Genomic DNA, 16,186 nt, shown 5'->3' with positions numbered 1-16,186 from the left:
AAAAAAGGAGCTTAAAAATGAGACAAAGTATCTTGATAATAGGCGAAGATCTTGAGATAAATAGAGAATTTCTAAACTACATTTTTCAGAGCTACGAGGATCATTTTGGCGAGCTTGGAGAGGTCAGTTTTGCTCCAAAAAATAGCAAAGAGCTACCTTTTATCATCGAAAATTTATCAAAAGATTACGACTTTGTAAGCATTTTTGGCTCAGATGAAAATTTTGCCATCGCCGCAAAGATCGTGGCGACGCTAACTGGGGGCTCGCTCGAGCTAAAAGATAGCACGACACTTGCACTTAAAGATAGCTTAGACTACTCTAAAAATAGCTTTTTAGCTAGCCTAAATAACGCTCAGATAAATCTCATAAAAGCTAATCCAAATGAAGAGCTAGGTGAGTTTCTCACCGAGTACGAGCCTGATTTTAGCTACTTTCATCTAATAGACATCGACGCAGATAGCGCTAAGATCCTTATGCTGCCACTTGCTAAAACTTATGAGGTCGATATCACCCTTGCGCAGATCCTGCCAAATTTGATACTAGTAAGAGCAAAAAGCAATAAATTTGGCCAGATTGAGAGCTTTTTACAAGGCGTAAAAACGCTATTTTCACAAAAATTTATCCCACAAAAAGATGTGATCAAATTTGTAGCAAAAAAGCTCATGCAAAAGGGGCTTAAAATTTCATTTGCCGAGTCTTGCACGGCTGGGCTTGCTGCGGCTAAATTTGCAAGATATGGAGGTGTCTCGGCTAGCTTTGATGGCTCGCTAGTAACCTACGCAAATCACATAAAACATGAGTGGCTGGGCGTTGAGGATGAAATTTTAGATACTTACGGAGCCGTGAGCGAGCCTTGCGTAAAAGCGATGGTAAAAGGCACGCTAAGCACGACAAATGCGGACTTTGCGCTTGCTATTAGCGGTATCGCAGGACCTGGCGGGGGCACAGCTAGCAAGCCAGTTGGCACAGTATATGTCGCAGCTGGCGATAGAAACGGTAACATTGAGGTTGAGAGGCTTCTTTTAAAAGGGGAGCGCAACTACGTAAGAGAGCAAAGCGTGCTAAGTGCGTATCTATGCCTACTTCGCCTAAAAAGTGAGATATTTTTCGCATAAATTTTGTTTTTTTAGACCCTTTTGCCAAATTTAATAATCTAAAAACAAAAAGCCAAATTTAGGAGGCAATAAGTGCTTAAAAAGATACTTCTGCTCGCCATTGGTGCGTTATTTGCATGTGGGGCTGAGACGCAGATGATCGAGATAAAAGCAAGCGACCAGCCTTTTGGTTACGCCAGCATTGGTGCAGCGCCAAATTTTGGCGGATATGTTGGCAAGCAGAGTAAAGAAGTCACTATAAAAAATAGACAAAGCTTGATAAAATACGCCAAAATGGGTGGCTACGTCATCTATGTGGATGGCCTCATAGATCTTAGCGAAGGCAAGATCCCGCAAAATGGTGAGAGCGAAGAGCTAGATAAATTTATAAGAAAGATCAGTGGTGATGAGTTTAGCTCTTATGCCCAGTTTATGCAGGCTTACGGTGCTTCATGCCTTGCAAATTTAGATGGATCGCAAGATCCAAAACTAGCAGCGCTTCGCAAAAATTTAGCCAATGAGTATAAAAAGCTCATAGTAGTGCCAGTAGCTAGCAACACCACGATAATCGGACTAGGCGAAAACTCAGGCATAAAAGGCGGCTCATTTTTACTAAAAAATGTCCAAAATATCGCGATCCGCAATATGAAGATTGAAGATGCTTTTGACCCATTTCCAGATATAGAAAAAAATGATGGCTTTAACGCGCAATACGATGGTATAAGCATAGAGTCAAGCAAAAATATCTGGATAGATCGCTGCCATTTTAAGGACACAGTAGATCCTAGCCATGTGCATTTAGCAGGCGGAGAGCTTACTAAATGGCAAGCCTACGACGGACTATGCGACATTAAAGGAGATAGTAAAGCTATCACGATATCACACAACATCTTTGAAAATCACGATAAAACGATGCTAATAGGCTCAAAAGACTCAGATGGCAGTAGCGAAACAAGGACGATAACACTCGCTCACAACCTTTTTTATAACTGTGCTCAACGCCTACCTATGGCACGCAACTCAAAGGTGCATGCCTATAACAACTTTTATGATGCAAAAGATGGCTTTTATGACCAAAAATACGCTATTGGTGTGCGTTTTGGCTCGCTGATATACGCCCAAAACAACTACTTTGCAAAAGGTGTAAATATAAGCTACAAATGTAGCAATGGCGCTATTTTTCAAAGTGGTAACATAGACCTTTCTAAAAAAGGCAACACTTGTAAAAAGCTAACTAAGCCACCATTTGAGCCACCATATAAATTTGAGCCAATAAAAGCCTCAAACGTCCAAAACGAGGTAAATAAAAACGCAGGCACTGGTAAACTAGCCGTTATAAAATAAAACCAAAGCCCCGAGCTAGCTAAACGCTCGGGGCTAAATTTCTCAGCCTCAAAGCCGATAAAAAGATAAATTTCACCCCTTTTTATATGCATTTTCAACTCTTTTTCTATACTCTTTTGCACTTTCAAGGGCCTTACTAAACTCGCCACTAACCGCCCTTAAAGCGTCATTTTGAAGCTCAGTCTCATCTTTAAACGACCTAATCCTTGGCGTAAAAGCGACCTCATCATTTCTAAAATCAGCATCTTTGAGATCAAAATTTAAATTACTTATTTTGCTATTTAAGATATGCAAGGCACATTTTCTTGGTCCAAAGATGAAATTTCGCTCTTTTAATGGTTTCAAGCTCCTTACCAAGATGCCACCATAAAGCGCTGGCTCGCTCTTAAAAGAGATGTCAAAACCAAAGTTGTGAAAGTAAATTTCGCCCGCCTCGCACGATCTTTTGTAGGTGTTAGCATCAAAGCAGGTGTAAATTTCAAGCTCGCTAAATTTATACTCCACACCGCTTACAACGAAGATCTTGCTTTGCATCAGCTCACGCAAAAATTTCTGAAATTTCGTGTCAAGATACGCTTTAAAGCCCGCTATTTTAAGAAGCTCCTCTCTTTGGCTCTTATCTAAACTTTTAAAGCTATCTCGCCTAAGTGCTTGAAATTTTTCTTTATCAAAAGAACATTGCTTTAAAAACTCGCTAAGCATCGCCACTAGATCAAATTTAGCAAAATGGCTTTTAAGTAGCTCGCCTGATAGCATTTTTGCTCCTAATTTTTTGGCATATTTTAAGAAATTTAGCTTTTATATGCAAATGCCGAGTATAAAATGCACAAAATAATCCTTTGTTCTACAAAGAAAAATGTCAAATTTTAAAATTTCATGAACGAGTAATTTCGGCTCTAAAATTTGAGCTAAGCGGTAAGCGAAGCCAAATTTTAGTAGTCAATTCTTGCGAGTGAATGGAATTTTAAAATTTGCAAAGCAATCTAATCAAATTTAAATGTTTGCTTCTTTGTTAAGGGGGAAGAGGCTTGAATTACGAAGTCGCTCCCTTCCCCCTTAACAATCCCCTAACCCCTACAACGTTAGAAGTGGCATGCGATAGCGCTTTGCGCCGCACGCAATCTAAAACTCTAGCAAATTTTAAAATTTGCAAAATAATAAATTTACTTCTAAAGCAGGCAAATTTTACCAACTACCGCTGGCTCCGCCTCCGCCAAAACCACCACCTCCGCCGCCAAAGCCTCTTCCGCCACTTGAACGACCACCACCTCCATTCGAGTCTGATCTACCACGACTAAAGCCACCAAGCGGGCTTGCACCGCCGTTATTTTTCTTAAAAGCGTCTTTTAAAATAAAGAAAAATACCGCAAATATAAAGGCAAAAACGCCAAAGATGATAAGGTAGTTTTGCACGCCAAATCCCTGCTCAAGTGCGGTTGATACAAGTCCAGCAAAGCACGTGCTAAAGCCAGTTCGCATAAAAAATTTGCCAAAGATCACAGAGGCAAAACAAGAGAGCATGCCAGCAAAAAAGGCAAATACGCCAAAAGGCAAGTCGCTAAGGCCGGATTTACTACTAAATTCCTCGCCGCTAGCCACTTTTATGATCGCTAAAACGCCATCTTTCACGCCTTCGCTCATATTGCCATTTTTAAACTGAGGTATCATCACGCCGTTTATGATCTGGCTTGAGATGGCGTCAGTTAGCACCCCTTCAAGCCCGTATCCAACCTCGATGCGGACCTTTTTCTCATTTGGAGCTACCACTAAAAGCACGCCGTTGTTATCTTCTTTTTGACCTAGTTTGTAGTCTCTAGCTATCTCTAGCGATAGCTCTTCGATACTCTTATTTTCAAGCGAATTTAACGTCACTATGGCGATTTGCGTGGTGCTATTTTGCTCGAAATTTTGCACTAAGCTTAAAAGCTCATCTCTTTCATTTTGTGAAAAGATATGAGCCTCATCATTGATCTGCTCATTGAAATTTAGAGCAAAACAAAAACAAAGCGCAAAGAGCAAAAGGCTAATGATTTTTTTCATTATTTCTCAAACGAAACTTTTGGGTTTTTCATATCTTCGCTGCTAACCTCGATGCCTTGTTTTGGCTTCATCTCTGGATGAAAAATGCTGGCTATAAATTTACCAGGAAAGCTTCTAAGAGCTACGTTATACTCTTTTACGGCTTCGATGTAGTCGCGCCTTGCTACGCTTATGCGGTTTTCTGTGCCTTCAAGCTGGCTTTGGAGTGAGAGGAAATTTTGGTTTGCTTTTAGCTCTGGGTAGCTCTCGCTAACCGCCATTAGCCTGCCAAGTGCGGAGCCTAGCTGACCTTGAGCTGCCATAAATTCTTTAACTTTTGCCTCGTCACTAAGGCTGCTTGCGTCGATGCTTACTTGCATGCTCTTGCTTCTTGCGTTTGACACGTCTTCAAAGACCTTTTGCTCGTGGGCTGCGTAGCCTTTTACAGTCTCAACTAAATTTGGTACTAGATCGGCTCTTCTTTTGTATTGATTTAGCACCTGAGACCACTTCTCGTTGGTGTTTTCATCAAGCACGACAAATGAATTTGCGTATTTGAAAGCGCCAAAAACAAGTGCTGCTATGACCACAACTATGGCTATTAAATTTTTCATGTCTTCTCCTTTAAAAGGGGTGATATTAGTAAAATAAGGCTTAAAAAATGATGTGAATTTGAAGTTAGGTAAGTGAAGTGAGTGCTTAAATGGCACTCACTTTTTGGGGATTATAGGTCTGTTTGGATCTTATCTTCAATGATAATATGTACTGTCTGACCATTTATAGTATCGTTGCTTGTGTAGCCTTTTGAGCCAAAGTCAGCATGTACTGATGAGTCTTCATGCCACTTATCTTTTATATCTACCTTGCTAGTGCTATCGCCTCTTATCTTAAGGATAGTGTTGATGTTATCAGTCATAGCAAAGATATCTTTTGCGTCAAATTTGATCTCAGAGTTGCCTTTTAGCTCGATCCTTTCGATGCTCTCAACTTTTGTGTTAAGGTCAGTAACGCCGCTAAGATCTACGTAAGAAGTATCTCTAAAGACGATCGTATCAGATGTACCCTCTCCACCTTTCATCACTTTGCTTGGATCATAATCCATCCTAAAGTCTTCAAGCTCTATGCGAAGTGTATCGCTATGAGTTTTATTTACAAGACCGCCTGGAGTTTTAAGCGTAGCATCTACTTTTAGATCATAAGCTGATCTTGCGTTGATGTCTAGTAACTGATCAAATACACCTTTACTCATATCATCAGCTGTTAGTACATGATTTACTGTTTTTGTTTGAGCGTGATTGTCTGGATCAGTATATTTGATCTCAACTGTATCACCTACTCTTGCATCATCGCTAACATAAATTTTAACTGGCGTTGTATCTTGAGTTTTATTATTACCGCCAAAATTTTCGTTGCCATATAGATGTCCATCTCTATTGCCATCTTCGCTAAACTGCATACCTCTTATAGCATCCATCTCAACTTTTGCATGATCTTCTGCGCTTACAGTAGTTGTTCCATCAGATAGAGAGACTTTTGCTTTTGTCTCTTGTCCTACTGCGATAGCTGCATCAAGCTCAAGTGGTTTGCCATTTTCAAGAGTGAAAGGGTGTGCGAGATCTTGTTGATCTTGCAATTTGATATTGCCAAGTGGGTCTTTGCTAAGAACTTTAAATTCTTTAGTCACAGGCGTTGTACTGCCAGCATTTGTGATCTCAACTTTTATACTATCGCCAGCTATTACGCTACCAGGGAGAGATACGCTTACTTTTGAAGTATTACTACTTGTCTCATCTCTTGTGATAGTGCCATTGTCGTTTGCATCAGCTGCTATGCTTACACTTAGGCCTTTGCTGCTTAGCTGTGCTAGCTTTGCCTCTGCGTCAGCATGTGCTGTTTGATCATCTTGAGTAGTTATAGTCGCATCTACCTTTGTTTTCTCGCCTGGCTTCATAGGGACATTATCTACTTGTATGGTGTTAGTTTTTGTGATATCTTGTGGTGTTCCACCATTTATTATATCAGTAGCAGTGATTTTACCATCTGCTGTTTTAGTTATTTTAAATTCTCTACTTCCTTGGGTGCCAGTATTTGGATCAACATAATCAACTTTTACGTGATCGCCTGTTACAACATTGTAAGGCACTTTTACGCTTACTGTTGTAGTTTTTAGGTTGTTATCTGATATAGCCTCATCTCTACTTAGTTCATTGTTTCTATTAGCATTATCTTCGTTGAAAATTACGCTTAGCTCGTTATTGTCTATAGGCTCTAGTATCGCCTCTGCTGATTTAGGTGCGATATTAGGTATCTCTACTTCAACCTTAGCAGGATTTGTAACGCTTACAGCGATATGAGGTATCTTTAGTAGGTTGCCTGGTGCTAAAGACACATTGTTTCCAGCTGCATCTTTTATCGTTAGTATGTGGCTATTGTTGCTAGTTACTTCATATGTAGTTGGCACGCCATTTACTTTTACAGTAAATGTATCACCTGCATGTAGGTTACCACTTGGTAGAGATACGGTTGCAGATGTCTCTTTAACCTTACCATCTGAGTTTGCCTCGTCTCTACTTAGTTTGCCATTTCTATCTTTGTCTTCATCGATAAGTACATAGAAATTTGTACCACCATCACCAGCAGCATCAAGTAAGATATCGCTACCAGCTTCTACCTTATCAACGCCTGTTGCATCGCTAACTGTTGCACTTATCTTACTTGTTTTATCTTCTTGTAACGGTACTGTATACTCAACAGCTTTATTGCCAACCACATTTAGACCATCTACTGTTATGTTGCCATGAGCGTCTTTGTGGATAGTATAAGTTTTAGGAGTTTCTGCTCTATTTTCTATGCTTGTAGTTATCTTTAACACGTCACCATCTACAACGTTGCTTGGTAGTTTTATGATAGCTGTGGTTTTATCTAAAACACCATCTGAACTTGCTTCGTTTCCATTTAAAATTCCATTAAAGTCTGTATCCTCTTTAAATATAACACTCATATCATCATGAAGCTTTTCAAGGGTAGCGTGGTTTGTTACTATGGTTTTTGCATGATCTTTGGCATCTGTAAATGTTGCTTGAGCCTCAGTATTTTTACCTTCACCTATTACTATGCCTGGGACTGTGATTTTATTATCACTATCAGCTGTTATAGTATCAGTGCCATCTGTTAGAGTAATGCTATTGCCATTTCTTGTGATAGTAAATTCTTTTTGTAAAGTTTTGGTGCCATCAGCTTTAACCTCAAGTATCATCTTGTCGCCAGTTATCACATTATTTGGCACTTTTACTTTTAGATCAGTCTTATGAAGATCTCTATCTTTCATGCTCTCATCTCTTGTGATAGATGTATTAGCATCAATATCTTCGCCAAAGAAAATTCCAGAGTCATCAAGCTCTGTTACGCTTACACTATTTGTTCCAGTAGCACTTTGAACATCATCTTTATCGATGATAGTAGCTGAAATTTTAGTCTCAGCTCCTGTTAATGTACCAACATGAGAAATTTTAAAGCCGTTGTCGCTTACTGCTACATCATTGACATGCTCGTCTGTTATCTTAACGCCTGAAGCATCTTTATGGACATTAAATTTAAGCGTTCTATCTTTAGTTGTACCATCAAGTTGTGGCTCAGTGATCTTAACTTCGATCCTATCGCCATCTACTGCATTTTTAGGGATCTTGATAGTTGCAGTTGTGTTAAATTCATCATGGTCGCTAGCTGAATCTTTTCTGCTCATAGTTTTTGAGTTATGCGCCTCATCAAAGATAACCTCAGGTGCTTTTACATGCTCTAAGCTAGCTGAAACTTCTGGCTCATTTATATATGTATCATGTCTGCCTGGTTTCATGTTTGTGATGCTAGCTTTGATAGTGGTATCTTGTCCGTGCCTTAGATCAAAGCCTGGTACTTCAAATGAGTATTGATTAAAGTCCTCTTTTGTAAATGGGAAATTTTGTCCGCCATTGCCGATCTCAGTTATACCAGTTACCTCACCTTTATCATTCATATGTATAGTGAAATTTCTATCATATGGTGCTTTTCCAGGCTCATTTATATGAAGTGTGAGTGTATCACCATTGTCTATTTTGTTTGGAAGTCTTATAAGAGCTGTTGTTTTATTTACCTCATGCTCGTCCATACTCTCTTGTCTTGAAATTTCATGAAGAGTGTCTTGCTCTATAAATTTTATATCCATGTTTCTACCGATAGGTATTACATTATCTTTATTAGACTCTGCACTCTTTGGTGTGCCATCTGCAGCTACGACATGAGCACTTGCATAGTTCCATACGTCAGGGAAAACTGGTAAAGATGTATTTACCTTATGGTTATCAACGTCTGCTTGTGTAAGAGGCACTTCTGTTGTTGTATTTTGTTTAGTTAGTGGATCAGTGTAAGTTATGACAACTTTATCGCCTGCTACAACATCTTTTGGAAGTGTTACTTCAACTGTTGTGCTTCTAAAGTTTCCATCTTTGCTATTTTCCCAGTCATCTATACCGCCATCATTATCGTGGTCTTCAGTAAATGTTAAAGTTGGTCTTACATCTGGAGTAACATCATCGGTTGCTACATCGCTCTTCCAAGTGCTAGAGTTTGTGCTATCAGTAACATAAGCATCTACTTTTGAAACTTTACCCTCAGCAACTGGCATATTGTCTATCTTGTAGCCATTATTGATTATATTTTGATCGATAGCAACTTCTCTATTTTCAGTAGTGCCATCTGGTTTTGTTAGAGTAATGTGAAGTTTATCTCCAGGGATAACATCACTTACTTTTATAAGTACTGGCGACTCATTTTGCTTATTGTCATCTTTATTTTCTGTATAAGTTAAAAATTTATCGTTATTTCTATCTTCTGTAAATTCAACGCTTACGCTTGATTTTGTAGGAGTTACGTGATCTTCACTACTACCACCAGTGTTACCTTGGAAATTTGTAACACTTGCTTCTACTTTTGAGTTTTTACCTGGCTCTACAGGTGCGTCTATAGGATAGCCATTAGTTATGATAGCTGGAGTGATGGTTATGTTTGTTGTAGTTTCATTATCATTTGGATCAGTTACAGTGACTTTTAGTATATCACCAGCTCTTACTGTACCGTCATTTGGTACTGTGATAAGAACTTTAGATGTATTTATATTTGTATCATTTCCATGCTCTACTCTGCTTAAAGTGTGGTTGCCATTTATATCATTTATAAATTTAACAGTAGGTGCACCAGGGATTATTGCAGGATTATTTGGAGTAACCGGAGTTACTGGGGTTGTTGGGGTAACTGGGGTTACTGGGGTTGTTGGGGTAACTGGGGTAACTATACTACCATCCTCTCTATCAGAGTCACCATTTCCATCATTATAGCCGCCTATTGGGCTATCGTATGAAGCAAAAGCTCTATTTGTATCAGTTAAATTTCTATAATTTTCATTGATGTTTGAGTAGTGACCACCCTCAGCAAATCTAGCTTCGCCAAGGCTAACGCCATCTCCACCACCAGCAGCAGCATTACCACCAGCAGCAGTCTCTTCAAGTTTTGTTAGATCGCCACCATTTAAAATAGCATTTTGTAAAGCGCTTATATCAGCTAAGCCCTCAGCGCCTATCGTATTTGAATTTAAAGAAAGCGTGTCACTTCCTAGTACAGTTAGCTCTTTGCCGTTATTTGCAACAATAGTTACTTTGTCGGCTGCATCGCTAGTTTTGACAATCTCGCCCATATAAACGATGTCACCAACTTTTAGCTCTCTCTCGTTTCCGTTTTGATCAACTGCGACCGCCTTGCCACTTAGCGATTTTACTACACCCGCTTCTTTAGCCATAAAACTCTCCTTATATAATTTTTTCGGCGATTATATAATAAGAGTGAGGCTGGGGATATTAAGTAAAATTTGGGTAAATTTAAGTTTATTTTTAGTTATTTAATACTCTTTTATCACACTTTAATATTTTTAAAATTCCCCCTAAAAAAGGCATTTTGTGTAACTTTTGTGTAAAAAATTTTTTAAAAAAATTTTATATGGTACATGTACCTTTCGTTTCATAAAAGCGTTATTCTGAATGCCTTAAGAAAGAGCATCTTTTAAGCTAACACGAAAATATTATGCGATTTTTAGCTACTTTTGCCAAAGAATTTTCTTGCCAAAGCCTAGAGTATTGCTCGTAAATTTAACCTTTTCAAGGCTTATAGACCAAATTTTTGGATCCATCGCTTTTGCATAAAAAAATCTTTTAAAGTAAATTTCTCGCTCGCTTGCGCTAGCCTCTCTCATCACCCCTTGAAACTGCACGCCCTCTATCTTGCCAACAATCTTCGTATCAAGAGCGATGGTGCCAGCAACGAGCTTTGAGTTTTTTAAGAATTTAACATGTGAGCTCTCATCAGAGCTAGCTAGTAAAAGGCAAAAATTTAGCTCATCAAAGGCGTAAAATGCGCTAAAAGCGTAAGGCTGACCCTCATCATCAATGGCGCAGACACTTGCAAGGTGCATCTTTTTTAAAAATTTAACTATCCTCTCATCCATCTAAATTCCCCTAAAAATGCCAAGAATGGTTTGAAATTTAAAGATGACTATGGTGATTATAAGCACCCAAAGCGTAAAAATAATGAGCTCTATTAGAGTAAATTTATCTTTTGCAACCTTTTTAAAAGCAAGCATTGTTAAAAACGCCCCAAAAAAGCCACCAATGAGCGAAAAATAGTGGATAGCATTTACCTTTACGAAGCTTGGCAAAAGCCCTTTAAAAAATAGTGAAAACATTAAAATGGCAAGTAAATTTGCAAGTATCAAGTAGTAGCCAACGACTGGCAAAACAGGCCAAAGCCTAGCAAAAACAAAGCTTAAAACAGTTATAAGCATCAGCAAAAAAACCCTAGTCCCAAAACAACACATCGCCCGTCCTTTTTTGACGCATTTTACAAAATTTTGCTTTATGAAATTAAAATTTTGCCGATTTAGCCTCAAAAGGATTTAAAAATGCAAACAAATTTTTACTCTCAAGGAAGCTACAACAATATGAGCTTTTCGATGAAGACTAGCTCAGGCGATGAGATAAGCTTTTCTATGTATGACAACAAAAACTTAGAGTTTTCTAGCCAGAAAAATGGCACTTCAAGCCAAAAAAGTCTAACTCTCACGCACGAATACGGCTATGAGTTTGCCTATAAAGGCAACGGCATAGACGAGCAAGATATGAAAGAGATCGAAGAGGCGATGAAGCAAATTCGCCCACAGGTTGATGAGTTTATGAAAAATGTCAAAGAGGGCGACAAGATCGCAGGTAGTAGCCAAAGCATAAGTGAGCTTTCAAACAAGATCAAGCAGATGTTGCCTGACGCAAAAGATATGGATCATAAAAATTTCATAAATGATAATATGCTAAAGATGTTTGACGAACTTTTAGCTAAAAATGATGCTAATAAAAATCTACTAAGTGCGACAAAAAGGCTATTTGACACATTGCTTGATGAGAGCAAAAAAGTATCTTACTACGCATAAATTTAGAGCTTTTTGGCTCTAAATTTTAACCAGCGCCTCTCTTTGATAAAAGAGGTGCGACAAGACTATCACAAAATAAAGCTGAAAAAATAATCCCACAAGCGGTACAAGCGAGATAACGTAAAACAAAAGTGTAAAAACTACAAATTTAACCCCGCCACCCTCAAGCAATGCTAGCTCAAATTTATCGCTATCAAGTGTGTTTGAGCCGACGTCTATTAGTAAAAGCTTATAGTAGATGTAAAAAAACGGCACGTTGATGATGAAGAAATTTACAAATGGCACAAACAAAAGTGGCAAGCAAACGAGTAAGATCCCAAGAAATTTCATGATCTCAACCATCATCACCTTTAGCACTCTAGCCGTGCTAGCCTCGCTTTTAAGCACGTAGTTGTAGTGCCTTTTGTTTATCTCTTTGGCCACAACTGGCGTTAAAAAGCCAGCTACGATTAGAGCTATCACGATGCTAATGATGATCGTTAAAAATGTGCTTAAGACGTAAAAAAGTATGCTAACTATCCACTTTGTAGCGCTAAAGCTTAAAATTTTAATAGCTATAAAAGATAGCGTCGAGTTTGACTCTAAAAAAGCGAAATTTTCGTTTTTAGCGCCGTCACTTAAAAGATCAAATATCTCGCCACCTCCCCAGATGCTTAGCCAAGCTAGGCAAAGTATGCTAAGACAAAGTGGCAAGATCGATAGTGTTATAAATTTGACTGTAAAAAAGTCTTTAAAGCCAAGGTGAAGAAGATTTATCATTTTACCTTTTTGTACTCACGCTCAAGTGCGGCGTAAATTTCATCAATCTTACTAACGCCATTTGATAAAATTTCACTCATAACCTCGTTATCTTCGCGTCCGTTCCAAATTTTCTTATAGCTACCCTCTTTGTAGCCATTATTTTGGCGGAAGCGATTTAGCACGTTTTTAGCGATGTAGCACTCATAAAGCGAGTATAAATTTACGCCACATTTTAAAGACATTGAGAAATAAATTTTAAAGATATCAAAGATGTCATAGTCAAAACCGCTGCACTCATGTATGAGCATCTCAACATCGTTCATGATCTCATAAATGCTCTCATCTTCGACCTTTAATGGCTCTTTGCAATAGTCGCTAAAGCCACTTGACTGGCAGATATCATCAGCTAATGTCTCAACATCGCCAAGCTGTTTTGCCTTGTAAATTTGTAGCGCTAGGCTCATTATAAAGTGCCAGATATCGACAACCTCTATGCGTAAATTTTGTTCATCAGTCTTAGCATCTATGCTCTTCCAGTGCTTCCAAGCAAAGCTGTCGATAAGCTCAGCGCACTCCATATATATGCAGCGCCTCCAGCTTATGAGTTTATTTTTATTTGTATAGCCATTTTCCCAACCAAGCCCGTTTGTCTCGTCATTTAGGCTTTGTTGCATCTTTAACATCTCTAAAACAATAGTTCTTTCATCCATTTTTAAACCTTTTAAATTTTAAATGATTATAACAAAAAACAATTAATGCTTAAGCGACAAGCTTGACCCAAATCATCTTAATGCAAGCTTACAAGATGTAAAATCACCCAAAATTTCAAAGGAGAAAAGATGAGAGAGAAAGATCTAGTAGTTTGCAACGTTTGCGGACTAAAAAGCAGCGATGACAAAAATGCGGTTTTCATCCACGCTCACAAAAACGGCGAAGAGGTTGATATCTGCACAAGCTGTATCCCAAGCGTGATACATGGCTCAGGCATGGTCGTAAAATCAAACGAAGAGATAAAGGCTGAAATTTAAATATCAGCCACCATGTGAGAATTCTGCCTTAAAGAATTCTCAAACTCCTCCGCACTCATCGGACGAGATAAGAAATATCCTTGCATTTCATTACAATTAAGCTCTTTTAAAAGCTCTTTTATCTCGTGACTTTCCACGCCTTTTGCTGTCACTTTTAGCTTCATTGATTTTGCTATATTTATGATAGCAGCGACTACTTGCATATCTTTTTTGTTGATCACTGACTGAGCGACAAAGTCATTTGCTATCTTTATGCGGTCGATCTTATACTTTCTGATATAGACAAATGACGTATATCCAGATCCAAAGTCATCTATACAAACATCTATGCTATTTTTCTCCAAAAGTGAGAAAATTTTATCGAGCGTCTCTTGGTCGTTTTTCCATATATCTTCGCTAAATTCAAGCTCAAACTGCTTTGGATTTAGGTGGTGCGAGTTTAAAGTTAGCATAAATTCATTTACAAATTTTTCAGATGTGCTTTGAATTTGCGCTATGTTTATGCTTATTTTTGGCATTTTTAGCTTTTTGTTTTGCCATCTTACGGCTTGTTCTACTGTTTTTGAGACAGAAAGCGTGCAGATGTCGTTTAAGATGTCGCTATTTAAGCTAGCTATATCCATAAACTCGCCAGCTTCTTTTTGTCCATACTCTTTTGACTGCCATCTAAGTAGCGCTTCTACGCAGATGATCTTTAAATTTTTAATGTCATAGATCGGCTGAAAATATACCTCAAAATCCTCTTGTAAATTTGCTTTTTTAAGAGCTATTTCTATGTTTGAGCTTTGTTGTATTTCGCTATCTATCTCATTATTATAAACCATCGGGTTTTTGGCTGGATTTTGCTTAGCATAATACATCGCCATATCAGCTTTTTTGATGATATTTCTAGGATCACTGATGTTATCTCTTGTGACAACGTGGATACCAACGACACTCTTGATCGCAAAGTGATACTTATCTATTTGCAAAGGTTTTTCTATCGTATCTCTTAGCTCCATACCAAGTTTCATGCGTTTAGTGTGGCTATTTTCTTCCATTTTTGAAAGCACGATGAACTCATCAGCGCCGATCCTTGCGGTGACCTCTTGTCTGTTGCACGCTTCACGTATGCGCTTTGCTATCGCTTTTAAAATTTTATCGCCAACCTCATGTCCATAAGAGGTATTTATATTTTTAAAGCGACTTATATTTATATAATAAACTGCGATCTCTTGCTTCTCGCCCAAAACACTACACATACCTTTTAGCTCATTTAGCAAAGAGTCTCTGTTGCCAAGAGAGGTTAGATAGTCTTTTTCAGATACGCCCTCTAAGCTTAAATTTATCATCTCAAGTTCGTTTGTCTTTAGGTGTTTCTCTTTGTTTTTAGCATCATGTAAATTTTGCTCTGCGTTATATATCTCTTCGCTTTGATCAAGCACCTTCACAAAATAGCTAATAACCGCTCCAACTACAACAACAAAAATTATAAGCAGATCAACATAAGATGAGAGGTCAGCTTTTATTAGTATTAGTGCAGCTGAGATGATAGGCACGAGCTTAGATGTTGTTTTTATGCCAACATCTGCTGCGCTTATACGCTTGTTGTCGCCCCTTAAGTAAAAAGCCCCGAGCATTAAGAGAAAAAATGGCACAAGGTAGATAGAGTGCAGAGTAAAATCATGCCCTTTATTTATAAGCTCATTATAAAAAACATATAAATTTAATAGCGTAAAAATCGCACTTGCGATTATCAAGAAAAAGCCGCTATGTCTAATATAAAGATGGTTGCTATTAAAAATTTCACTAAGAGCAATGAATAAAATAGATAAATTTACAAAAATAGCAATGCTAGCAGCAAGCTCGCTAGGGCTTTTAGGATGGATCAATATATTAAAATCGCCCATATCTCCAACAATACAATAAGCAAGCGTGAAAACTAACAAAAGAACGTTAAAGCTATCGGCTAGAACTAGGATCTTTTTATCGCTAGCTATAAATTTGACTACAAAAAATATGCCTACAGCAGCTAGGAGTAAAAACATAGGGAGTAGATCGAAAAAATGAAGATAAGAAATTTGCTCTTTGCTTCTTAAAAGAAAGTCTTCATTGACACTTCTAATGGCGTCAATAATAGTCCAGATAAAGACTCCAAAGCATGCAGCAAGCCAGTGCATAGCTTTAAGCTTTGATCTGTTCATAGAGATGTAGATACCAAGAACTACAAGACCAAAGCCAAAAAATATCAACAAATTTTCAAAAATTTTATAGTTTAAAATGCCGGCAAACTGAGAAAATATAAAAAGAGCTATAACGGCATAGAAAATTTGTTTTTGTCTTACGATAAGTGACGAATTTGACGTAAAAAAAATGTTTCTCTCCATTGTTTATTCTGTTTCAAACCTTATTTTTAGTTATAATTTTGCAAATTTTTCTTTAAGGTTAATTATGAAATGTAATATCGTCTTATCTGG

Annotated in this window: 13 protein-coding genes; 4 read left to right on the top strand and 9 right to left on the bottom strand. The window is 38.0% G+C overall.

The features are described from left to right. Positions 1-17 precede the first annotated feature (17 nt). Both G6W42_RS01335 and G6W42_RS01330 read left to right on the top strand, forming a co-directional pair. Entirely contained in the window at positions 18-1,115 is a 1,098-nt protein-coding gene (locus tag G6W42_RS01335; protein ID WP_194172651.1) for a CinA family protein, read from the top strand. 72 nt (positions 1,116-1,187) lie between these two features. After that, positions 1,188-2,438, top strand: a complete 1,251-nt coding sequence (locus G6W42_RS01330) for a hypothetical protein (protein WP_194172650.1) — start codon at positions 1,188-1,190, stop codon at positions 2,436-2,438. Positions 2,439-2,510: 72 nt separating this feature from the next. Here the strand turns inward: G6W42_RS01330 and G6W42_RS01325 are convergent, their stop codons facing one another. The 6 genes from G6W42_RS01325 to G6W42_RS01300 all read right to left on the bottom strand — a co-directional run bounded on the left by G6W42_RS01325 (position 2,511) and on the right by G6W42_RS01300 (position 11,355). After that, on the bottom strand, positions 2,511-3,194 hold the full coding sequence (locus tag G6W42_RS01325) for a sulfate ABC transporter ATP-binding protein (protein WP_194172649.1): 684 nt from the start codon (positions 3,192-3,194) through the stop codon (positions 2,511-2,513). A gap of 429 nt (positions 3,195-3,623) precedes the next feature. Further along, positions 3,624-4,478, bottom strand: a complete 855-nt coding sequence (locus G6W42_RS01320) for a TPM domain-containing protein (RefSeq protein ID WP_194172648.1) — start codon at positions 4,476-4,478, stop codon at positions 3,624-3,626. Beyond that, the gene (locus tag G6W42_RS01315; RefSeq protein ID WP_194172647.1) at positions 4,478-5,071 is read right to left on the bottom strand and encodes a LemA family protein; all 594 of its coding nucleotides are present in this window, start codon (positions 5,069-5,071) and stop codon (positions 4,478-4,480) included. The genes G6W42_RS01320 and G6W42_RS01315 overlap by 1 nt, the downstream gene beginning before the upstream one ends. 110 nt (positions 5,072-5,181) lie before the next feature. Further along, positions 5,182-10,284, bottom strand: a complete 5,103-nt coding sequence (locus G6W42_RS01310; protein WP_194172646.1) for a retention module-containing protein — start codon at positions 10,282-10,284, stop codon at positions 5,182-5,184. Positions 10,285-10,578: 294 nt separating this feature from the next. Beyond that, positions 10,579-10,986 (bottom strand): hypothetical protein, encoded by a 408-nt coding sequence (locus G6W42_RS01305; protein WP_194172645.1) that lies wholly within the window; start codon positions 10,984-10,986, stop codon positions 10,579-10,581. Further along, complete coding sequence (locus G6W42_RS01300) at positions 10,987-11,355, bottom strand: L-arabinose ABC transporter (protein WP_242042525.1); 369 nt, start codon at positions 11,353-11,355, stop codon at positions 10,987-10,989. An 84-nt stretch (positions 11,356-11,439) separates the two neighbouring features. On the opposite strand from G6W42_RS01300, the gene G6W42_RS01295 reads away from it, so the two are divergent. Continuing rightward, positions 11,440-11,961 (top strand): ATP/GTP-binding protein, encoded by a 522-nt coding sequence (locus G6W42_RS01295; protein WP_148822898.1) that lies wholly within the window; start codon positions 11,440-11,442, stop codon positions 11,959-11,961. An 18-nt stretch (positions 11,962-11,979) separates the two neighbouring features. On the opposite strand, the gene G6W42_RS01290 is transcribed toward G6W42_RS01295, so the two are convergent. After that, complete coding sequence (locus G6W42_RS01290; RefSeq protein WP_194172644.1) at positions 11,980-12,720, bottom strand: EI24 domain-containing protein; 741 nt, start codon at positions 12,718-12,720, stop codon at positions 11,980-11,982. Then, positions 12,717-13,412, bottom strand: a complete 696-nt coding sequence (dut, locus tag G6W42_RS01285) for a dUTPase (protein ID WP_009294967.1) — start codon at positions 13,410-13,412, stop codon at positions 12,717-12,719. Before dut ends, G6W42_RS01290 begins: the two co-directional genes overlap by 4 nt. A gap of 129 nt (positions 13,413-13,541) precedes the next feature. Between dut and G6W42_RS01280 the strand changes: the two genes are divergently transcribed. Beyond that, positions 13,542-13,730 carry a hypothetical protein gene (locus tag G6W42_RS01280; protein ID WP_002940779.1) on the top strand — a complete coding sequence of 63 codons (189 nt, stop codon included), beginning with the start codon at positions 13,542-13,544 and terminating at the stop codon, positions 13,728-13,730. Here the strand turns inward: G6W42_RS01280 and G6W42_RS01275 are convergent. Continuing rightward, the gene (locus G6W42_RS01275) at positions 13,727-16,096 is read right to left on the bottom strand and encodes an EAL domain-containing protein (protein WP_194172643.1); all 2,370 of its coding nucleotides are present in this window, start codon (positions 16,094-16,096) and stop codon (positions 13,727-13,729) included. The two genes, G6W42_RS01280 and G6W42_RS01275, sit on opposite strands and share 4 nt — an antisense overlap. Positions 16,097-16,186: the final 90 nt, after the last annotated feature.

The organism is Campylobacter concisus, assembly GCF_015230015.1.
Classification (GTDB): Bacteria; Campylobacterota; Campylobacteria; order Campylobacterales; family Campylobacteraceae; genus Campylobacter_A; species Campylobacter_A concisus_AF.
This window is presented reverse-complemented; position numbering and strand designations above follow the sequence as displayed.

What these genes read in the sequence shown, in the direction of transcription:
- G6W42_RS01335 (WP_194172651.1), top strand. Translation starts at nt 18, where the DNA reads ATGAGACAAAGTATCTTGATAATAGGCGAAGATCTTGAGATAAATAGA.
- G6W42_RS01325 (WP_194172649.1), bottom strand. Translation starts at nt 3,194, where the DNA reads ATGCTATCAGGCGAGCTACTTAAAAGCCATTTTGCTAAATTTGATCTA.
- G6W42_RS01320 (WP_194172648.1), bottom strand. Translation starts at nt 4,478, where the DNA reads ATGAAAAAAATCATTAGCCTTTTGCTCTTTGCGCTTTGTTTTTGTTTT.
- G6W42_RS01315 (WP_194172647.1), bottom strand. Translation starts at nt 5,071, where the DNA reads ATGAAAAATTTAATAGCCATAGTTGTGGTCATAGCAGCACTTGTTTTT.
- G6W42_RS01310 (WP_194172646.1), bottom strand. Translation starts at nt 10,284, where the DNA reads ATGGCTAAAGAAGCGGGTGTAGTAAAATCGCTAAGTGGCAAGGCGGTC.
- G6W42_RS01305 (WP_194172645.1), bottom strand. Translation starts at nt 10,986, where the DNA reads ATGGATGAGAGGATAGTTAAATTTTTAAAAAAGATGCACCTTGCAAGT.
- G6W42_RS01300 (WP_242042525.1), bottom strand. Translation starts at nt 11,355, where the DNA reads ATGTGTTGTTTTGGGACTAGGGTTTTTTTGCTGATGCTTATAACTGTT.
- G6W42_RS01295 (WP_148822898.1), top strand. Translation starts at nt 11,440, where the DNA reads ATGCAAACAAATTTTTACTCTCAAGGAAGCTACAACAATATGAGCTTT.
- G6W42_RS01290 (WP_194172644.1), bottom strand. Translation starts at nt 12,720, where the DNA reads ATGATAAATCTTCTTCACCTTGGCTTTAAAGACTTTTTTACAGTCAAA.
- dut (WP_009294967.1), bottom strand. Translation starts at nt 13,412, where the DNA reads ATGGATGAAAGAACTATTGTTTTAGAGATGTTAAAGATGCAACAAAGC.
- G6W42_RS01280 (WP_002940779.1), top strand. Translation starts at nt 13,542, where the DNA reads ATGAGAGAGAAAGATCTAGTAGTTTGCAACGTTTGCGGACTAAAAAGC.
- G6W42_RS01275 (WP_194172643.1), bottom strand. Translation starts at nt 16,096, where the DNA reads ATGGAGAGAAACATTTTTTTTACGTCAAATTCGTCACTTATCGTAAGA.